This window comes from Pantoea sp. YU22 (genome assembly GCF_003970755.1).
GTDB classification, from domain to species: domain Bacteria; phylum Pseudomonadota; class Gammaproteobacteria; order Enterobacterales; family Enterobacteriaceae; genus Pantoea; species Pantoea piersonii.
The window spans coordinates 43973-61551 of record NZ_RYDU01000004.1; the positions used below are offsets into that span (position 1 = coordinate 43973).

Annotated in this window: 16 protein-coding genes; 14 read left to right on the top strand and 2 right to left on the bottom strand. The window is 63.6% G+C overall.

The annotated features are described in order from the left end of the window. The first annotated feature begins 13 nt into the window (after positions 1–13). The 14 genes from tagF (at position 14) to EKL29_RS08390 (ending at position 16230) form a co-directional block, all read left to right on the top strand. The gene (gene tagF / locus EKL29_RS08325) at positions 14–724 is read left to right on the top strand and encodes a type VI secretion system-associated protein TagF (RefSeq protein ID WP_120456673.1); all 711 of its coding nucleotides are present in this window, start codon (positions 14–16) and stop codon (positions 722–724) included. Continuing rightward, entirely contained in the window at positions 714–1727 is a 1014-nt protein-coding gene (gene tssA / locus EKL29_RS08330) for a type VI secretion system protein TssA (protein WP_126689349.1), read from the top strand. Before tagF ends, tssA begins: the two co-directional genes overlap by 11 nt. A gap of 40 nt (positions 1728–1767) precedes the next feature. Beyond that, positions 1768–2313 carry a type VI secretion system contractile sheath small subunit gene (gene tssB, locus EKL29_RS08335; RefSeq protein ID WP_120456669.1) on the top strand — a complete coding sequence of 182 codons (546 nt, stop codon included), beginning with the start codon at positions 1768–1770 and terminating at the stop codon, positions 2311–2313. After that, a complete protein-coding gene (gene tssC, locus EKL29_RS08340) occupies positions 2306–3805 on the top strand; it encodes a type VI secretion system contractile sheath large subunit (protein WP_126689350.1) in 1500 nt (499 codons plus the stop codon). Before tssB ends, tssC begins: the two co-directional genes overlap by 8 nt. Before the next feature lie 63 nt (positions 3806–3868). After that, entirely contained in the window at positions 3869–4351 is a 483-nt protein-coding gene (locus EKL29_RS08345; RefSeq protein WP_120456665.1) for a type VI secretion system tube protein Hcp, read from the top strand. A gap of 58 nt (positions 4352–4409) precedes the next feature. Further along, positions 4410–6113, top strand: coding sequence for a type VI secretion system-associated FHA domain protein TagH (tagH, locus tag EKL29_RS08350; RefSeq protein WP_126689351.1), 1704 nt, complete (start codon positions 4410–4412; stop codon positions 6111–6113). Continuing rightward, positions 6110–6883, top strand: a complete 774-nt coding sequence (locus EKL29_RS08355; protein WP_120456662.1) for a PP2C family serine/threonine-protein phosphatase — start codon at positions 6110–6112, stop codon at positions 6881–6883. The genes tagH and EKL29_RS08355 overlap by 4 nt, the downstream gene beginning before the upstream one ends. 16 nt (positions 6884–6899) lie before the next feature. After that, positions 6900–7814 carry a hypothetical protein gene (locus EKL29_RS08360; protein WP_126689352.1) on the top strand — a complete coding sequence of 305 codons (915 nt, stop codon included), beginning with the start codon at positions 6900–6902 and terminating at the stop codon, positions 7812–7814. Further along, entirely contained in the window at positions 7811–8596 is a 786-nt protein-coding gene (locus tag EKL29_RS08365; protein WP_126689353.1) for a type VI secretion system accessory protein TagJ, read from the top strand. Before EKL29_RS08360 ends, EKL29_RS08365 begins: the two co-directional genes overlap by 4 nt. Further along, positions 8593–9162 carry a type VI secretion system baseplate subunit TssE gene (gene tssE / locus EKL29_RS08370; RefSeq protein WP_126689354.1) on the top strand — a complete coding sequence of 190 codons (570 nt, stop codon included), beginning with the start codon at positions 8593–8595 and terminating at the stop codon, positions 9160–9162. Before EKL29_RS08365 ends, tssE begins: the two co-directional genes overlap by 4 nt. After that, positions 9159–11024: a type VI secretion system baseplate subunit TssF gene (tssF, locus tag EKL29_RS08375; RefSeq protein WP_126689355.1), complete on the top strand. Its 1866-nt coding sequence runs from the start codon at positions 9159–9161 to the stop codon at positions 11022–11024. Before tssE ends, tssF begins: the two co-directional genes overlap by 4 nt. Further along, positions 11021–12058 carry a type VI secretion system baseplate subunit TssG gene (tssG, locus tag EKL29_RS08380; protein ID WP_126689356.1) on the top strand — a complete coding sequence of 346 codons (1038 nt, stop codon included), beginning with the start codon at positions 11021–11023 and terminating at the stop codon, positions 12056–12058. The genes tssF and tssG overlap by 4 nt, the downstream gene beginning before the upstream one ends. Positions 12059–12088: 30 nt before the next feature. Then, the gene (gene tssH / locus EKL29_RS08385) at positions 12089–14719 is read left to right on the top strand and encodes a type VI secretion system ATPase TssH (protein WP_126689357.1); all 2631 of its coding nucleotides are present in this window, start codon (positions 12089–12091) and stop codon (positions 14717–14719) included. After that, positions 14716–16230, top strand: coding sequence for a serine/threonine-protein kinase (locus EKL29_RS08390; RefSeq protein WP_126689358.1), 1515 nt, complete (start codon positions 14716–14718; stop codon positions 16228–16230). Before tssH ends, EKL29_RS08390 begins: the two co-directional genes overlap by 4 nt. Here EKL29_RS08390 and EKL29_RS08395 read toward each other — a convergent pair. Both EKL29_RS08395 and EKL29_RS08400 read right to left on the bottom strand, forming a co-directional pair. Beyond that, a complete protein-coding gene (locus tag EKL29_RS08395; RefSeq protein ID WP_126689359.1) occupies positions 16227–16613 on the bottom strand; it encodes a hypothetical protein in 387 nt (128 codons plus the stop codon). The genes EKL29_RS08390 and EKL29_RS08395 overlap by 4 nt on opposite strands. Continuing rightward, positions 16610–17410 carry a glycoside hydrolase family protein gene (locus EKL29_RS08400; protein WP_120456646.1) on the bottom strand — a complete coding sequence of 267 codons (801 nt, stop codon included), beginning with the start codon at positions 17408–17410 and terminating at the stop codon, positions 16610–16612. Before EKL29_RS08400 ends, EKL29_RS08395 begins: the two co-directional genes overlap by 4 nt. Between the last annotated feature and the right edge of the window lie 169 nt (positions 17411–17579).

Here is a 17579-nt window from a genome sequence, read left to right on the forward strand (position 1 = left end):
GGAGAACCCCGCCATGCGCCTCTCTTCTCCTCCAGGCTGGTACGGCAAGCTGCCCGGCAGCGGCGACTTTATGCGCCGCAGGCTGCCGGAGAATGTCGTCAGCCGCTGGTCGCACTGGTTCAGCAGCGGCATGCAGCGCATCGGCGCGCAGGCTGAGCCGCAGCTGCAGCGCGCGCCGGTATGGAACTTTGTCGTGCCCGCCTCGCTTGGCGCGCCCTGGGTGCAGATGGGATGCCTGCTGCCCGCCAGAGATCGCGTCGGACGGCAGTACCCCATCTGCGCCATGCAGCTCTGCGCCCCTGAGGCGTGGCATCCGCTGCGGCTGAAGCTGGCGGGCGACTGGTACTACCGGCTCGGCAAAACCCTGAGTCAGGCGGTGCATAACCGCTACTCCGGCGACCAGCTCGACGCCGCGCTGCTGGCGCTTGATGCCCCGGCGATGCCGTCGGGAACGCCGCGCTCCGACGTGCTCGACATCATCGGCTACGACGACGCGCCCGACACCCTGAACTGGCCGAAGCTGGCGTCCTTTTTCGATCCAGAACAGTACAGCAGCTTCTGGTGGAGCAATCAGAGTGACGGCAGCGCCTTCTACACCCATTCGCACAGCGGCAACTTTACCTCGCAGCTCTTTTTCCGCCTGTTCGATCCGCTCTCGTCACATCAGGGGCTGCATACGCCGATGTTCGGCAAACACCTACAAGGGAGAGGCGATGAATCCTGAATCACTGCTAAGCCCGCTGCGCGACGACGCGCCCTGCGGCGATAACCTGGAGTATGACGCGCAGTTTATGGCGCTGGAGCAGGCGTGCGTTGGCAAGTCTGAACAGCAGTTTGGCAGCACCATTATTCCGGCAGAAGCGCCCGACTGGCAGGCAGTAGAGAAAGCGGCGCTGGCGCTGCACACCCGCACGCGCGACGTGCGGGTGATGCTGATCCTGACCGAAGCCTGGACTCACATTCGCGGGCTGGAAGGGTTTGCCCAGGGCATCACACTGCTGACGCAGGCGCTGGAGCGCTACTGGCTCAGCCTCTATCCGCCGCTGGAGTATGACGGCGAGCCGGACCCGCTGCTGCGTATCAACGCGCTCTCGGCGCTGAGCGGCCATTCGAACCTGATTAACGCGCTGCGCCAGTGCTGGCTGATCAAAAGCAGCACCGGCGAGATCGCCCTGCGCGACGCGGTCGCGCTGGCGGACGGCAGTAAAAGCGACATCCCCGACTTTCCCGGCGGACTTGCCCGCCTGCGCGACGAGTTCGCCGCGCCTGACCATCCCGGCGTCGGCGCGCTGCAAACCCTCGCGCAGCAGTTGCCGCTGCTGCGCGACACCCTGACGCAGCATCTCTCGCCGGGCGATCTTCCCGACCTCAGCGCCGTGGAGAAGATAGTGGCGCTACTGCTGCCGCTCTGTCCGGCGCGGCCCGTCGCGCCAGCGGTGGAGGCCGTGGAGGAGGCAGGCGACGACGAGATCGCCGCCGCAGGCCAGCAGGCCGCTCCCGCGCAGATTGCCTGGCATCAGGCGGCGCTGCATTCGCGCGCCGACGTTGAGCTGATGCTGGAGAAGATCAAAACCTACTTTCACCAGCATGAACCCAGCCACCCTGCGCCCATCATGCTTGAGCGCGTGCAGCGGCTGATCCAGATGGATTTTATGAACATCATTCGCGATTTGGCGCCCGAGGCGGTCAGCCAGCTGAATGGCGTATTCGGCCAACCCGGGCAATGAGTTAGCGCTGCCCACCCCTGACGATTAACGGAGAAAAACGATGGCTAACTTTCCCACCATTAAAAAAGCGAGCAGCGGACAGAAGTTCATCTCGCGCAACCGCGCACCGCGCGTGCAGATTGAGTATGACGTCGAGATCTACGGTTCAGACCGCAAAATCCAGCTGCCTTTCATTATGGGCGTGATGGCGGATCTGGTGGGTCAGCCCGTTACGCCACAGCCGGAGGTGGCGGAGCGCAAATTTATGGAGATCGATATCGACAACTTCGACGATCGCATGAAAGCGCTGCAGCCGCATCTCGCCTACCACGTTGACAATACCCTGACCGGCGAAGGCCAGCTGGGCGTCGATCTCACCTTCAACAGCATGGATGACTTTCTGCCGGACGCCATTGTGCGCCGCGTAGAGCCGCTCAACCAGCTGCTTGAGGCGCGTACCCAGCTTTCTAACCTGCTCTCCTATATGGACGGCAAAAACGGCGCGGAAGCGCTGATCGCCGACGTGCTGAAAAACCCGCATCTGCTGGACGCGCTCGCCGCCGCGCCGAAAGCCGCCGCGCCGCAAAAGGATCACGACCATGAGTAACGCCGCCCAGACGACCCGTACCGCCGCGCAGCAGACGGTAACCCAGGATGAGTTCAGCGCGTTGCTGAATAAAGAGTTCCGTCCGAACAGCGACTCGGCGCGCGACGCCATCGCCGACGCGGTGAAAACCCTGGCCGCGCAGGCGCTGAAAAATACCCTGCCGGTCTCGGACGACGCCTATCGCACCATCCAGACGCTGATCGCCGAAATCGACCAGAAGCTGTCGCAGCAGGTGAACCGTATCATGCATCACGAGGGCTTCCAGCAGCTCGAAGGGGCGTGGCGCGGCCTGCATTACCTGGTGAATAACAGCGAAACCGACGAAATGCTGAAAATCCGCGTGATGAATATCAGCAAGAAAGAGCTGGGTCGGACGCTGAAGCGCTATAAAGGCGTCGGCTGGGACCAGAGCCCGCTGTTTAAGAAGATCTACGAAGAGGAATATGGCCAGTTCGGCGGCGAGCCGTACGGCTGCCTGGTGGCGGACTTCTACTTCGATCACAGCCCAATGGATGTGGAGCTGCTGGGCGAGATGGCGAAAATCGGCGCGGCGGCGCACTGCCCGATTATCACCGGCGCGGCGCCGAGCGCGCTGCAGATGGAGTCCTGGCAGGAGCTGGCTAACCCGCGCGATATCACCAAAATTTTCGACAATACCGAATACGCCGCCTGGCGCACCCTGCGCGAAAGCGAAGATACGCGCTACCTCGGCCTGGCGATGCCGCGCTTCCTGTCGCGCCTGCCCTACGGCATCCGCACCAATCCGGTCGACAGCTTCAACTTTGAAGAGGAGACCGAAGGCGCGACCCACCAGAACTACACCTGGGCCAACGCCGCCTACGCGATGGCGGCCAATATTAACCGCTCCTTTAAGCAGTTCGGCTGGTGCACCTCGATCCGCGGCGTTGAGTCGGGCGGCTCGGTGGAAAACCTGCCGTGTCACGTCTTCCCGACCGACGACGGCGGGGTCGATATGAAATGCCCGACCGAGATCGCCATCAGCGACCGACGCGAAGCGGAGCTGGCGAAAAACGGCTTTATCCCGCTGGTGCACCGCAAAAACTCCGATTTCGCCGCCTTTATCGGCGCGCAGTCGCTGCAAAAGCCGCAGGACTACCACGACGCCGACGCGGCCGCCAACGCACAGCTGGCGTCGCGCCTGCCTTACCTGTTCGCCTGCTGCCGCTTCGCCCACTACCTGAAGTGCATCGTGCGCGACAAGATCGGCTCTTTTCAGGAGCGGCAGGATATGGAGCGCTGGCTCAACGCCTGGATCGTGCGCTACGTCGATGGCGATCCGGTTAACTCGACCCAGGAGACCAAGGCGCGTAAGCCGCTGGCTGACGCGCGGGTGCTGGTAGAGGAGCTGGAGGATAACCCCGGCTACTACGCCGCGAAGTTCTTCCTGCGTCCGCATTATCAGCTGGAAGGGCTGACGGTCTCGCTGCGTCTGGTCTCGAAGCTGCCGTCGCTGAAGAAGCAAAGTCATTAACCCCCGGCGCGGATGGCCGCGCCATTTTTATTTTCTTAACTAAAAGCAAGGAGTTACACCAGTATGGCTATCGCAATGTATTTCAAACCTGAAGGCGTTGAAGGCGAGTCTAAAGATTCCGCGCATGAGGGCTGGATCGACGTGCTCTCTTTCAGCTGGGGCGCTAATCAGCCGAACAATATGAGCGTGGGCGGCGGCGGCGGCGCTGGCAAGGTGAACTACAACGACCTGCACGTGCACTGCCGTATCGATAAGGCGACGCCGACCCTGCTGCAGTTCTGCTCCAACGGCAAACATATTCCGTCGCTGACCATGCACGTCTGTAAGGCGGGCGGCACCCAGATGATCTACAACGTCATCCAGCTGACGGAAGTGCTGGTGACCAGCGTGCAGTTCACCGGCTCGCGCGATGACGACACCATCGGCATCGACTACGCCTTCCAGGCGGCGGCGATCCAGGAGAACTACACCCAGCAGGCGGAAGACGGTTCCGCCGGCGCGGAAACCACTTCCCAGTGGAATATCAAGACCAACACCGCGTCTTAACGCTATCCGGCAACCTCCGCGCGAGGTTGCCCTGATTCAGATCGATCAGGTAATCAGCATGCGATTCACGATTGTTAAGAACAGCAGCGGCATGCAGCCGCCGCAGACCAGCTTCGACTTCTATCCGCCCGGCGGCACCATCGGCCGCAGCGAAGATAACAATTTCGTCTTGCCGGATGAGAGCCGCGCCATTTCGCGTCTGCAGCTGCTGGTGCATACCTCCGCCAACGGCGAGTGTCGCATTACCAACCGCGGCAATGTGATTAACATTGAATTCAACGGCATCCCGCTGGAGCATGGCCGGCAGGTGGAGCTGCAGAGCGGCGACCTGCTCGGCATCGGCGACTATAGTCTGGCCGTGTCTGACCTCGACGGCAGCGCGCCTTCGCCCGCTGTTCAGCCACAGCAGGCGCCGCTTCGCGCCGCGCCGCGAACCGCGGAAGCGATCCCCGGCGAGATCTGGGAGAGCCTGGCGCGCGACTTCACGCCACCGCCGGCGCCCGCCCGTGACGCCGCGCCCGCCGTCGCCAATCCGCTGACCGCCGCGCCGGGCAAAGAGCTGAACCCCGTCGATCCGCTGGCGCAGCAGCAGACCTTTACCGATCTGCACCAGCTCAGCCCGCGGGAAACCGATCCCGCGCGGCTGTTCAACGAGAACGATCTCTTTCAACAGCCCGATATTTTGCAGGACGCCACGCCCAGCGCGCTGCGCGCTGCGCCGCAGGCAGCGCCGCTCCACCCGGAGGCGTCGCAGGAGTGCGATCCGCTGGCGCTGTTCGGCCACGCCGCCGGGAAGCAGGAAGATCCCTTCGGCATTATGGTCGAAGGGGCGCAGTCGCTGACCCCGCCCGATATTTTTACGCCGCCGCCCGCGCCGCAGAGCTCGCCTCAACCTGTCGCACCGCCCGCACAGCAGGCCTCGCTTCAACCTGTGCCGCCGCCCGCGCCGCAGAAGGCTGAGCCTGAGCCGCCGCCCATGCAGCCAGCACCCGCACCTGCGCCCGAGCGCGCCGCCACGCCGAAGCCGGAAGTGGCCGCGCCCTCTCCCTCCGGCTACAACCACGTCGCCGGTCGCCGCATGGGTATCGATCCGGTCTCTTATCAGCGCGCCGGACAGGCGCGTAGCGCGCAGGGGTGTCAGCTAGAGGGTGAACTGCTGCAGGCGCTGCTGGCAGGCGCGGATTTGCAGGATATGGATGGTCAGCCCGCCTTCGGCAAGCAGCAGATGTTTCTGGTTGGCCAGCTGCTGAGCCTTTTCTCCCAGGGCACGGTGGCGCTGCTCTCCTCGCGTTCGATGCTGAAGCGCGGCGTCAATGCGGAGATGACCATGATCCTTGATGAGGCCAATAACCCGTTCAAGCTGCTGCCGTCGGGCAAAACGGTGCTGATCCAGATGTTTGGCAGCCAGATGCCGGGCTTTATGTCGCCGGAGAAAGCGGTGCGCGATGCGCTGATCGATCTGCAGGCGCATCAGCTCGGCATGATTGCTGGCATACGCGCCATTATTGCCGCCATGCTGCAGTCGTTTAATCCTGAAAAGATCGAGAGCCAGGCGCGCGACAGCGGCCGCACCCCGCGTTTCGCCCTCGCCTCCGCCCGCAAGGCGGCGCTGTGGGATTACTTTGTGCAGCGCTTCCACACCACGGCTGACGAAATCGACGACGATTTCCACACGCTGTTCGGCGAAGCCTTTCTGCGCGCCTATGACATCGAAGTCAATCAATACAAAGACTTGCAAACAAAAAACGACGGTGACCGATGAATATTACCTTTGCTTCCACCAGCCAGCAGGGCCAGCGCGCCATGAATCAGGATCAGCTCGCCGACGCGCTCGGCGCGCGCGCCGCCTGCTTTGTGATCTGCGACGGCATCGCCGGCAAGCCGGGCGGAGATGTCGCCGCCCGGCTGGCGTGCGAGACCATCGTCGGGCAGTTCAACACCGAAACGCACCTCGACGCGCAGCATATCCGCCACTATATCGCTGCCGCCAATCGCGCCATTCTGCAAACCCAGGCGCGCGACGCGCAGCTGAAAAATATGGGCACCACGCTGGTGAGCCTGTTTATCGATCGCGACTATCAGCTCGCCTACTGGGCGCACGCGGGGGACAGCCGCCTCTATCTGTTCCGCCGCGGCTATCTGCTGCAGCAGACGCGCGATCACAGCCTGGCGCAGCAGATGCGCGATGCCGGGCATGATGGCGGCAGCGTAAACCAGAACCTGCTCTACTTCGCGCTGGGCATGCGCGAGGAGCGCGAGGCCAGCTACAGCGACGTATTGCCGCTGGAAGACGGCGACGCCTTTTTGCTCTGCACCGACGGTTTCTGGCATGCGCTGCAGGTTGAGGATCTCGAACAGAGCCTGCGGATGGTGAGTTCGCCGCAGGAGTGGCTGGCGCTGCTGCAGCGCATGCAGCCCGACGACAACCCGGATAATTTCAGCGCGCTGGCGGTCTGGATCGGCGAGCCGCAGGACGCCACGCTGCTCAGCTCGTTCAGCGATGCCCAGCGCATCTTACTCAACTGCCGCTAACCGCCGGGAACCCACGATGAAAAGCTGGATTATTCTGCTCTGTCTGGCGCTGCTGCCCGCTGCCGTTCAGGCCAAAAGCGTGCGTATCGCCTGGTCGCCCGCCGCCCGGCTCAGCGCCTGGCTGGACAATGTGCCCGGCGCGCAGCCGCGCCAGTGGTGCGGTGCCAGCGCGGCGCTGCATATCGAACCGGCGGGCGCGTTCAGCCAGGAGGCGTTTAACGATTTCCTGCCGCAGGTGGGCCGTATCCTGGCGAAGCAGTGCGGCGAACTGAAAACCCTGCGCTGGACGGTGATCGACAAACAGGGCGACGCCCGGCTTAAAGGCACCGCCAGCGCCGACCAGAAGTGGCGCGTCATTCTGCCGCCGCCGGAGATCGTCGCCGACGCCACGCCGTGGCAGCGCTTCGCCCTCTCGGCACGCTGCAGCTTCCGCACCTACTGGCCCGCCGACGGCCAGGCGGCGCAGCCGGTTTCGGCGGACGGGTCCGATCCGCGCTGCGACGACGCGGGCTGGATCCAGGGGCCGGGCCGCATCGGTTCTTCCGCCGTCACCTTTGTCAGCGGCTACCCGCTGCTTAACGCGCCCGCTGGCGCGACCCAGCAGAGCACGCAGGTGATCAGCGCCAATAACCAGCGCCTGATCCTGGCCAGCGGCAGCGACGGCAGCAGCTGGCTGCTGCTGCCGTGGGATGCGGCGCATCTCGCCTGGCGCTTTGACGGCAGCGTGCTGATTAAGGCGACGCCGGGCGAGGCGGAGGACGCGCGCGCCCGCACAACGTTGATTGATGCCGCGCGCCAGCGCTGGGCGCTGGGCAATAAAGAGGCCGCGTGGCAGCTGATCGCCGCTCTTCATCCGCACGCCCTCAATCCCGCGCCGGATCCGCTGGCGCAGCTAAACAGTGACGCGGCGCCCGCCGCCCGAGGTAAATGATGCAGCTATCCGACATGCTTGAAAATGACGCTATCCAGCCCGCCATCGATGAGGTGAGGCAGGCGATCCGCGAGCAGCCCGACTGCGCCGATCGCCGTGCGCATCTGGCGCAGCTGCTCTGTCTGAACGCCGACTGGCGCGGCGCGCTGGCGCAGGTAAAAGCCTGGCAGCAGCTGGCCGCCGAGGCGGCGCCGACCGTCAGGCTGCTGCTGCAGATGATCGGCGGCGAGACGCAGCGCGCCACGGTGTTTAGCCAGACGGCGACGCCCGCGCTGTTCCCGCAGGAGCACCGCTGGGTCGCTGATATGGCACGCGCGCTGAACGCGCCGACGGCGCGCGAGACGCTGCTGGCGGCCGTACCCGTCAACGGCGGCGAGCTGGTGCTTCGCGCCGCGCCGGAGGCGGCGGAGCGTTTCGACTGGCTGTCGGATGGCGACGAACGTCTCGGGCCGGTGTGCGAACTGATTCTTGACGGCGTCTATCACTGGGCGAGCCTGCATCTTATCCAGCAGATCCGCTTTCAGCCGCCCGCCAGCGTCATCGACCTGGTATGGCGTCAGTGCAGCGTGCGGTTTCATGACGGCAGCGAACACCTTTGCCAGATGCCGGTGCGCTACCCCTCGCAGGCCGACGACAGCGACGCCCTGAAGCTGGCGCGTCAGACAAGCTGGTCGCTGCAGCCGCCGGGCTACGTCGGCCACGGGCAGCGTATCTGGCTCGACGGCGACCGCGAATGGGCGCTGCTCGATATTGAATCGATCGCTTTCAGGGAGCCGGTATGAAACCTCTGCGCGCCGAGTCTGGCGCTGAGGCGGATCGCTCGCTGAGCGGCACCGCGTCGCGCCGTCTCAATCCGCACGACAGGATGCGTCCGAGCATCCTGGATCGCCTCACCGACGACGAGCCGGATCGGCCCGCCAGAACCGAAATGCGCAACGTTATTTCGCATCAGACTCTGCGCAGCCAGGTGCTGCGCGATCTGCAGTGGCTGTTCAACTGCATCAACAATACCTCGCAGCTCGATCTGCGCCCCTATCCGCAGGTGCGCGCCTCGGTGCTGAATTTCGGCGTGGAGCCGCTGGCGGGCCAGCGTATTTCCGAGATTGAGTGGGAGACGGTGCGGCGTCAGCTGACGCAGGCGATTATTCAGTTTGAACCGCGCATTATCGCGCAGGATCTGACCCTCCGCTGCATCAGCGATCCGCACTCCCTGACCACCCATAACGTTCTCTCTATTGAGATTAAAGGCAACCTCTGGTGCGTGCCCTGGCCGCTCGCCTTTCTGTTTCGCACCGAGCTTGACCTGGAGCACAGCCGTTACGAACTGAAGGATAGCGAGGGAACATGAACCAGAAGCTGCTTGACTACTACAACCGCGAGCTGAGCTGGCTGCGCGAAATGGGCGAGGAGTTCGCGGAGCGCTATCCCAAGGTGGCGGGCCGCCTCGGTATGCGCGAAGGCGACGTCTCCGATCCCTATATTGAACGGCTGATGGAGGGATTCGCTTTTCTCACCTCGCGCGTGCAACTCAAGATGGACGCTGAGTTTCCGCGTTTTACCCAGCGACTGCTGGAGATGATCTACCCCAACTATCTGGCACCGACCCCCTCGATGGCGATTGTCGAGTTTCAGCCGGACGGCATGAAGGGCAATATCAACAGCGGCTTCGCTATTCCGCGCGGTACGCTGATTGAAAATCAGGCGATGAAGAGTAAGGGCGTGAGCTGCAAATACCGCACCGCCCATGACGTGACGCTGCTGCCGCTGCAGATCGCCCAGGTGGCGCTTGGCGGCATCCCGGCGGACCTGCCGGTGGCAGCCGCCGCGTTACAGCAGCGCGGCGCGATCCGCGCGTTGCGCATTCGGCTTGAGAGCGGGCGCAATATCCCCCTTGACCAGCTGACGGTCGATAAGCTGTCGTTCTATCTGAGCGGGCCTGACGGTCAGGCGCTGGCGCTGCTGGAGCTGCTGATGGGCCACTGCGTTGGGGTCGTTTGCCGCAGTGCGCAGCAGAGCCTGCTGCTGGAGCCGGAGGCGCTGCGCCAGCAGGGATTCGACGCACAGCAGGCGCTGCTGCCGGACGATCTGCGCAATGCGTCCGGTTACCGGCTGCTGCAGGAGTATTTCGCCTTTCCGTCGCGCTATCTCTTCTGCGACGTCGAGGGGCTGGCTCCCTTTATCCGCGGGCTGAAAGGCGAGCATCAGTTTGAGATCCTGCTGCTGCTCGATGAAGAAAACGACGCGCTGGAAGGGGTCGTCGACAGCGAGCATCTGTCGCTGCACTGTACGCCGGTCATCAATCTCTTTCCCCGCGCGTCGGAGCGCATCAACGTTGACGAGCTGGCGAGCGAATATCATCTGGTGGTGGATAACGCCCATCCGCTCGATTATGAGATCTACAGCGTGACGGCCCTTTACGGCAGCGGGCGCGGCCTGCGCGAGGAGCAGCGGTTTCGTCCATTCTGGGACAGCCGGGGTGAGGACGACGGCAACTACGGTGCCTATTTCGCCCAGCGTCGCGAACCGCGCCTGCTCTCCGATAAGGGCAAAATATACGGCACCCGTACCGGCTATCTCGGCTCCGAGCTGTTTGTCTCGCTGGTGGACGAGCAGCAGACGCCCTACGCCGCCTCTCTGCAGTACCTGATGGCAGATCTACTCTGCACCAACCGCGACCTGCCGCTGATCCTGCGACAGCAGGGGCTGGACGTTTTCACGCTGCCCACCTCCGCGCCGGTGCTGGCGATCCGCATGCGTAAAGGGCCGACCGCGCCGCGACCGGCCCTGGCGGAAGGCGCCGTCTCCTGGCGTTTGATCAGCCAGCTACAGCTCAACTACCTCAGCCTGACGGAGACAGACGCGCAGCAGGGTGCCGCCTCGCTGCGTCAGCTCCTGGCGCTTTATGCCGAGGTGGCGGAGCCAGCTATCAGCCGTCAGATCGAGGGGATCCGCCGCTGCGCGCTGCGTCCGGTGCATCGCCGCGTGCCGCAGCCGGGGCCGATAACCTTTGCGCGCGGCATCGCTATCGAACTCACCGTGGATGAAGGCGCGTTCTCTGGCGCCAGCCCCTGGCTGCTCGGCTGCGTGCTGGAGACGCTTTTTTCGCGCCTGGTGGCAATCAACAGCTTTACCGAGACCAGGCTTGTCAGCGAGCAGCGCGGCGAAATCGGCTTCTGGCCGGCGCGCATCGGCATGAGGCCGCTGCTGTGAGCGCCTCAGGCCGTCGCGACGAGCCGCGGTTGCCCGCTGACTTCTGGCATCAGGTTGAGCGTGCGCCCTTCCGCCACGATCTGTTTCAACTGCTGCGCCGACTGGACGCGCAGGCGGGCGAACCTTATCCACTGGGCCGCGCGCCGCTGCCGCGTTTTGAGCCGTTGCGCCTCGGCCAGGCGCCGTCGCTGGCCTTCGCGCCAGCCACCGTAGCGCGCGCGGCGACCCGTCCCGGATCGCAACGGCCTGAAATCGACATCTACAGCTTTGGCCTGTTCGGCCCCAACGGCCCGCTGCCGCGCCACCTCACTGAGTATGCCCACCAGCGCGTGGCGCATCACGGCGACCGCAGCATGGTGGATTTCCTGAATCTGTTTCATCACCGCCTGATTCTGCTCTTCTACCGCGCCTGGGCAGAGGCGCAGCCGACGGTGTCGCTGGATCGCGCCGACCGTCATCGCTTCAATCACTACCTCTCCTGTCTGACCGGCGTGGGACAGCCCGCGCTGACCCATGCGCGCGGCGCAGTCCATGAGCATGCGCGCTACGCGCTCGCCGGCCACCTTACGCGCCAGACCCATGATGCCGAGGGGGTAGAGCGATCCCTGACGTGGTATTTCCGCGTGCCGGTCAGCGTGCTGCAAAACGTACCGCAGTGGCTGCCCATCGAGCCGCGCGACCGGGTGCGGCTGCGCGGCGGGCGAGGCAGCCCGCGACTGGGCGAAAACACGCTGCTCGGCAGCGCGGTGCGCGACGCGCAGCACGCATTCCGCCTTGTTTTCGGCCCGCTGACCCTCGCCGACTATCAGCGCTTTTTACCGGGCAAGCGCTCCTCGCAGCAGCTGCGTGACTGGCTGCTGCAAACGATCGGCATTGAATATCGCTGGGATCTGCAGCTGGTTTTGCAGCAGCAGGCGGTGACGGGCGTTTCGCTGGGCGGCACGGCGCAGCTCGGCTACAGCAGCTGGCTCGGCGAACAGCCGGAACCGCGCGACCGCGACGACCTGATCCTGCATCTGGAGCCTGCACCCTGAACTTTTTCGTTACTTTTGTTAAGGAACATCATGTCTGATATTCGTCGCTCTGAGTTGTTTAGCAAACTGAATTCGCCGCTCTTTACCGCGCTGGAGAGCGCCACCGCGTTCTGTAAGCTGCGCGGCAATCCCTATGTCGAGCTGGTGCACTGGCTGCATCAGCTGATGCAGCTGCCCAACAGCGATCTGCAGCGGCTTATTGCCCGCTTCGGGCTGAATGAATCGCAGCTGGCGAGCGAGATCGTGGCGGCGCTCGACCGCCTGCCGCGCGGCGCGGGAACCATCTCCGATCTTGCCGAGCATATCGACAACGCCGTCGAGCGCAGCTGGGTCTACTGCTCGCTGAGCTTTGGTCACAGCCGCATTCGCGGCGGCCATCTGCTGCTGGCGCTGCTGAAAACCTTCGCCCTGCGCCATGTGCTGCTGGCGATCTCTCCGCAGTTTGAGCGCATCGACAGCGCCCTGCTGCTGAGCGACTTCGCCCGCTGCGTGGCGGGTTCCGACGAAGAGGCGCTGGTCGAATCCGCCGCGCCGCAGCCGCCGGGACACGGCGGCGATGATTTTCTGGCGCTTTATGGCCGCGATCTCACCGCGCTGGCGCGCAAAGGCGATATCGATCCGGTCGTCGGCCGCGACGACGAGATCCGGCAGATGGTCGATATTCTGCTGCGCCGCCGCCAGAACAATCCCCTGCTGACCGGCGAGGCGGGCGTGGGCAAAACTGCGCTGGCGGAAGGGCTGGCGATGCGCATCGCGGCGGGATCGGTGCCGCCGCCCCTGCAGCAGGTGCAGCTCTGGCTGCTCGACATCGGGCTGCTGCAGGCAGGCGCGTCGGTTAAGGGCGAATTTGAAAGCCGTCTGCAAGGGGTCATCGCTCAGGTTCAGGCCAGTCCGGTGCCGGTGGTGCTGTTTATCGATGAAATACACACCTTGATTGGCGCCGGCGGCCAGCAGGGAACCGGCGACGCCGCCAACCTGCTGAAGCCTGCGCTGGCGCGCGGTCAGCTGCGCACTATCGGCGCGACGACCTGGACGGAATATAAAAAATATATCGAGAAAGATCCGGCGTTGACGCGCCGCTTTCAGCCAGTTCAGGTCACCGAGCCGGACGAGGAGAAGGCGATTCAGATGCTGCGCCACCTTTCCGTGACGCTGTCACAGCATCATCAGGTGCTGCTGCTGGATGAAGCGGTGGAAAGCGCGGTACGCCTGTCGCATCGCTATATTCCCGCCCGCCAGCTGCCGGATAAGGCGATCGCGCTGCTTGATACCGCCTGCGCGCGCGTCGCCGTCAGCCTGCATGGCGAACCGCCGGCGCTGGTAGCGCTGCGGCGTCAGCAGGAGGCGCTGACGCTTGAAGCGGAGATCGCGCGGCGCGAAGCGCGGCTGAATCAGGCTGACGCCGTAGAACGTCTGGCGAAAGCGGAGGCGGCGCTGGCGCAGGTGGCGCAGCGGTTTGCCGATCTGCAGCCGCGCTGTGAACAGGAGCTGGCGCTGGTGCGCCAGCTTATCGCGCTGCGGGCGGAGCAGCTGGCGGCGCCGCAGGACGATCCGGCGCTGCGCGCCCGTCTCAGCGAGGCGCAGCGGCAGCTTCAGCAACTGCAGGACGAGGCACCGCTGATCTTCCCGGCGGTGGACGCCAGCGTCGTCGCCGCCGTGGTCGCCGACTGGACCGGCATTCCGCTCGGCCGCATGCTGCGCGACGAGGCGGCATCGGTGCTCAATCTGCCCGCAGCGCTGGCGCGGCGCGTTGTCGGCCAGCCTCACGCGCTGGCCGCCATTGCGCATCGCATTCGCACCGCGCACGCGCGCCTCGACGATCCCCATAAGCCCACCGGCGTTTTCCTGCTGTGCGGACCCTCCGGCGTGGGCAAAACCGAAACGGCGCTGGCGCTGGCGGAGGCGCTCTACGGCGGCGAACAGAACCTGATCACCATTAATATGAGCGAGTTCCAGGAGGCGCATACGGTCTCGACGCTGAAAGGCGCGCCGCCGGGCTATGTCGGCTACGGCGAAGGCGGCGTGCTGACCGAGGCGGTACGTCGCCGTCCCTACAGCGTGGTGCTGCTGGATGAGATTGAAAAAGCGCATGCCGACGTGCACGAGCTTTTTTTCCAGGTGTTCGATAAGGGCTGGATGGAGGATGGCGAAGGCCGCCATATCGATTTCCGTAACTGCGTCATTATCCTTACCTCCAATATCGGCAGCGAGCTGATCGAGGGGCTGTGCGCCGATGAGAGTCTGCTGCCGGAGCCGGAGGCGCTGACCGCGATGCTGCGCCCGCCGCTGCGCCAGGCGTTCCCGGCGGCGCTGCTTGGGCGACTGACGGTGATCCCCTACTATCCGCTCAGCGACGCGATGCTGATGCGTATCGTCGGGATGCGCCTGGAGCAGATCCGCCAGCGGCTGCTGACGCATCACCGCATTCAGGCGGAGTTTGCGCCGGAGGTGGCGCAGCAGATCGCCAGCCGCTGTCAGGAAACCGAATCGGGCGGGCGCATGGTTGACGCTATCCTGACCCAGACGCTGCTGCCGCAGATCAGCGAGCGGCTGCTGACCGCGACGCTGGAGAAACAGCAGTGGAGCGCACTGCGGGTCAGCTATGCGCATCCGCAGTTCAGCTACCACTTCAGCGAGGAACAGGCGGGAATTTCTCAATGAGCGACAACCGTTCACAGGCGTTGCCGCAGGGCTATCGCTTTAATGAGTTTGAAATTGAGCAGGTGATTGGCGAAGGCGGCTTCGGCATCGTCTACAGCGCCTGGGATCATCAGCTGGAGCGCCGGGTGGCGATCAAGGAGTATATGCCCGCCTCAATGGCGGTGCGCGGGGAGAACCTGCATCTGCAGCTGCGCAGCGAGCGCTTCGTCGCTGTATTTCAGGCCGGTATGAACAGCTTTATTCAGGAGGCGCGCATCCTGGCGCGTTTCTCCCATCCCGGCCTGCTCCATGTGCTGCGCTTCTGGCAGGATAACGATACTGCCTATATGGTTACGGAGTTTTACAGCGGCGACACCCTGAAAAACCGCTATCAGAAAGAGCCGCAGCTGGTGAACGAGACGTGGATCCGTTCGCTGCTGCCGCCGCTGCTCAGCGCCTTGCGCACGTTGCACGACAACGGCTATCTGCATCGCGATATCGCGCTGGATAATATTCAGATTCAGGAGAACATGCTGCCGGTGCTGCTCGACTTTGGCTCGGCATGCAAAGAGATCGGCCATCTCACCGATAAAACCGAGATTATGCTCAAGCCCGGCTATGCGCCGATTGAACAGTACAGCGAGGGACGCGATGGCGACCAGGGGCCCTGGACCGATATCTACGCCCTCGGCGCGGTGCTGCATATGCTGGTCGCTGGCGAACCGCCGCCGGTCAGCGTCGTGCGGCTGATCAGCAATAACTATCAGCCGCTGGCGCAGCGCCAGCCGCCGGGCTTCTCTCTGTCGCTGTTGCAGCTGATCGATGAGATGCTGCAGCTGCAGCCCGAAGATCGTCCGCAGAGCATTCAGGCGCTGGCGGCGCGGCTGATGAGCCTCGACCGCGACCTTGCCGAACGTGAAACGGCATCTGTCCCTGAGGCGATCCCCACCCCGACGGCGTCGCTCCCGGCGACATTGCCGGTGGCGGCGTCCCCTGACACCCTGCTGCCGGTGCCTGCGGTGCCTGATGCCGCGCAGTCGGTGAGCGTGCAGCCAGGGAGAAAAAGCGCCGCGCGCCGTCTGCTGATACTGGCGGCCGCGGCGGCCGCGGGCCTCGCCGCTGTGGTGGTCTGGCTGGTCGCCCGGCCCGCGCCGTCCGAACCTGCGGTGGCAGCTGTGGCGACTCCCGCTTCGCCCGCTGCCACGCCGCCGCCCAGACCTGCGCCCGCGTCATCGCTGGCCGCTGCCTCCGCGCCATCATCGACGCCTGCGCCTGCGCCGCTACCGGCACCGGCTGCGAAGCCGCCTGTCGCCCAGGCGCGCGTCTATCTGAATCTTCAGAAGGACGACGCTCTCTTTCTTGACGGCGAGGCGCAGCCCGCTGCCACCGCTGACGAGCCGCGACTGCTACGGCTGGCGCCGGGCCATTATCAGCTGGCGGTGAAGCGAGGCGAGCAAAACTGGACGCAACAGCTGGAGATTACGCAGGCTGGCACCTGGCTGGTTAAGGTGCCTGAGCGCTTTACGCCTTAACGACTGACGCTGCCGTTTTCCCGGAAAACCACATCGTCGCCGTGCGGTGTGGTTTTGGTAACCTGAAGGAACCAGGCGTTGTTTTCGCTACTGCCCTCTTCCGCCGGGGCCAGCACATAGGTGTAGGGCGCCTGGCGGAAGATATAGCCGCGAAAGTCGCGCGACGGCCCGATATTCAGCGTCGAGCCTTTCAGGGTCAGCTGGTGGTGATTATTTTTATTCACCGCATGGTAGGTGACCTGATCGCACTCAATATCCTCGGCGGTGCATTTCCCCAGGGAGAGATAGACGTTATAGCTTTTGCTCTGGAAAAAGGGCTTATTATCCTGCGCCAGAGAGTGAAATGAGCAGGCCAGCAGACATAGCGCCATCAGCTTTTTCATATTTTTAGATAAACTCCTTCGTGGTATACCTTCAGTTCGCTTTTTCGCCGGTTAATTAGCCCGCGCATCGGTTTGCCGTGCGAAAGCGTATAACGCATCCAGGCGTTATCAAGGTTTTCGCCTGACTCACCGTTTATTATTTTCAAAACGGTGGAGTAGTAAAATCCCGCATGATGCCGATCGTCTCTGCTGCCGATATTGAACGCGAAGATTAATAACGCGTCAAATTCGTTCTGGGTTAAATCCACCTTCACATAGTCGCGCACCGTCGCAATAAAGGGTTTCAGATCGCGCGCGAATAATGCCTCGGCGTCGCTCTCTGAAATTCCTTCTTTATATTGCGCAAAATCGCTCTTACGGCTTATCCAGTGACCGTAACCGATGGTGGCGCCGCTGGTCCAGCTGTCGATAGTCATGGAGGTCTGGTCATCGTAGGGCAAGGTGTGCAGCTGCTCATACTGCATCAGCAGGCGCAGGCAGCGGTAGCTGGGCAGTATCTGGCGCGGCTGGCGCCGCGTGCCCTGCCGGTTCGTGCTGGTCGCGCCCTGCGGCCCGCACGGCGGCGAGGCGTTTTGCGTCAGGTGCTGCAACGTTTTCCTGCCTGGCGTCACTATCCCGTCGGGCAGATGATAAAGACGTTTCTGGTAATCGATAATGGCTTTAAGGGTATTACTGCCGCAGATTCCGTCGACCCTGAGCGCAGGGAAGCCGTTTTCACGCAGTAATTTTTGCACGACGACGACATCCTGAGGCCGGTTGACCGCACCCTTACCTACCGGGGAAGTTATGGTTTCCATCTGAGATCCGTTAATATCAGAAAGGTTTGCCAGACGCGTGCGGCGCAAACTGATCCGCAACGCCTGACTTTATCCGCAACGTATGACAGCCAGATGAAATTTAACTTTTTATCTCCTTTTAATCGGCGGGAAAATAGAGCTAATGCGGCGTGCATTAATTTCGCCAGCC

Coding starts and splice junctions, on each gene's coding strand:
- EKL29_RS08345 (WP_120456665.1), top strand. CDS start 3,869: ATGGCTATCGCAATGTATTTCAAACCTGAAGGCGTTGAAGGCGAGTCT.
- tagF (WP_120456673.1), top strand. CDS start 14: ATGCGCCTCTCTTCTCCTCCAGGCTGGTACGGCAAGCTGCCCGGCAGC.
- EKL29_RS08360 (WP_126689352.1), top strand. CDS start 6,900: ATGAAAAGCTGGATTATTCTGCTCTGTCTGGCGCTGCTGCCCGCTGCC.
- tssE (WP_126689354.1), top strand. CDS start 8,593: ATGAAACCTCTGCGCGCCGAGTCTGGCGCTGAGGCGGATCGCTCGCTG.
- tssB (WP_120456669.1), top strand. CDS start 1,768: ATGGCTAACTTTCCCACCATTAAAAAAGCGAGCAGCGGACAGAAGTTC.
- EKL29_RS08355 (WP_120456662.1), top strand. CDS start 6,110: ATGAATATTACCTTTGCTTCCACCAGCCAGCAGGGCCAGCGCGCCATG.
- tssH (WP_126689357.1), top strand. CDS start 12,089: ATGTCTGATATTCGTCGCTCTGAGTTGTTTAGCAAACTGAATTCGCCG.
- tssA (WP_126689349.1), top strand. CDS start 714: ATGAATCCTGAATCACTGCTAAGCCCGCTGCGCGACGACGCGCCCTGC.
- EKL29_RS08400 (WP_120456646.1), bottom strand. CDS start 17,410: ATGGAAACCATAACTTCCCCGGTAGGTAAGGGTGCGGTCAACCGGCCT.
- tssC (WP_126689350.1), top strand. CDS start 2,306: ATGAGTAACGCCGCCCAGACGACCCGTACCGCCGCGCAGCAGACGGTA.
- tagH (WP_126689351.1), top strand. CDS start 4,410: ATGCGATTCACGATTGTTAAGAACAGCAGCGGCATGCAGCCGCCGCAG.
- EKL29_RS08365 (WP_126689353.1), top strand. CDS start 7,811: ATGATGCAGCTATCCGACATGCTTGAAAATGACGCTATCCAGCCCGCC.
- EKL29_RS08395 (WP_126689359.1), bottom strand. CDS start 16,613: ATGAAAAAGCTGATGGCGCTATGTCTGCTGGCCTGCTCATTTCACTCT.
- tssF (WP_126689355.1), top strand. CDS start 9,159: ATGAACCAGAAGCTGCTTGACTACTACAACCGCGAGCTGAGCTGGCTG.
- EKL29_RS08390 (WP_126689358.1), top strand. CDS start 14,716: ATGAGCGACAACCGTTCACAGGCGTTGCCGCAGGGCTATCGCTTTAAT.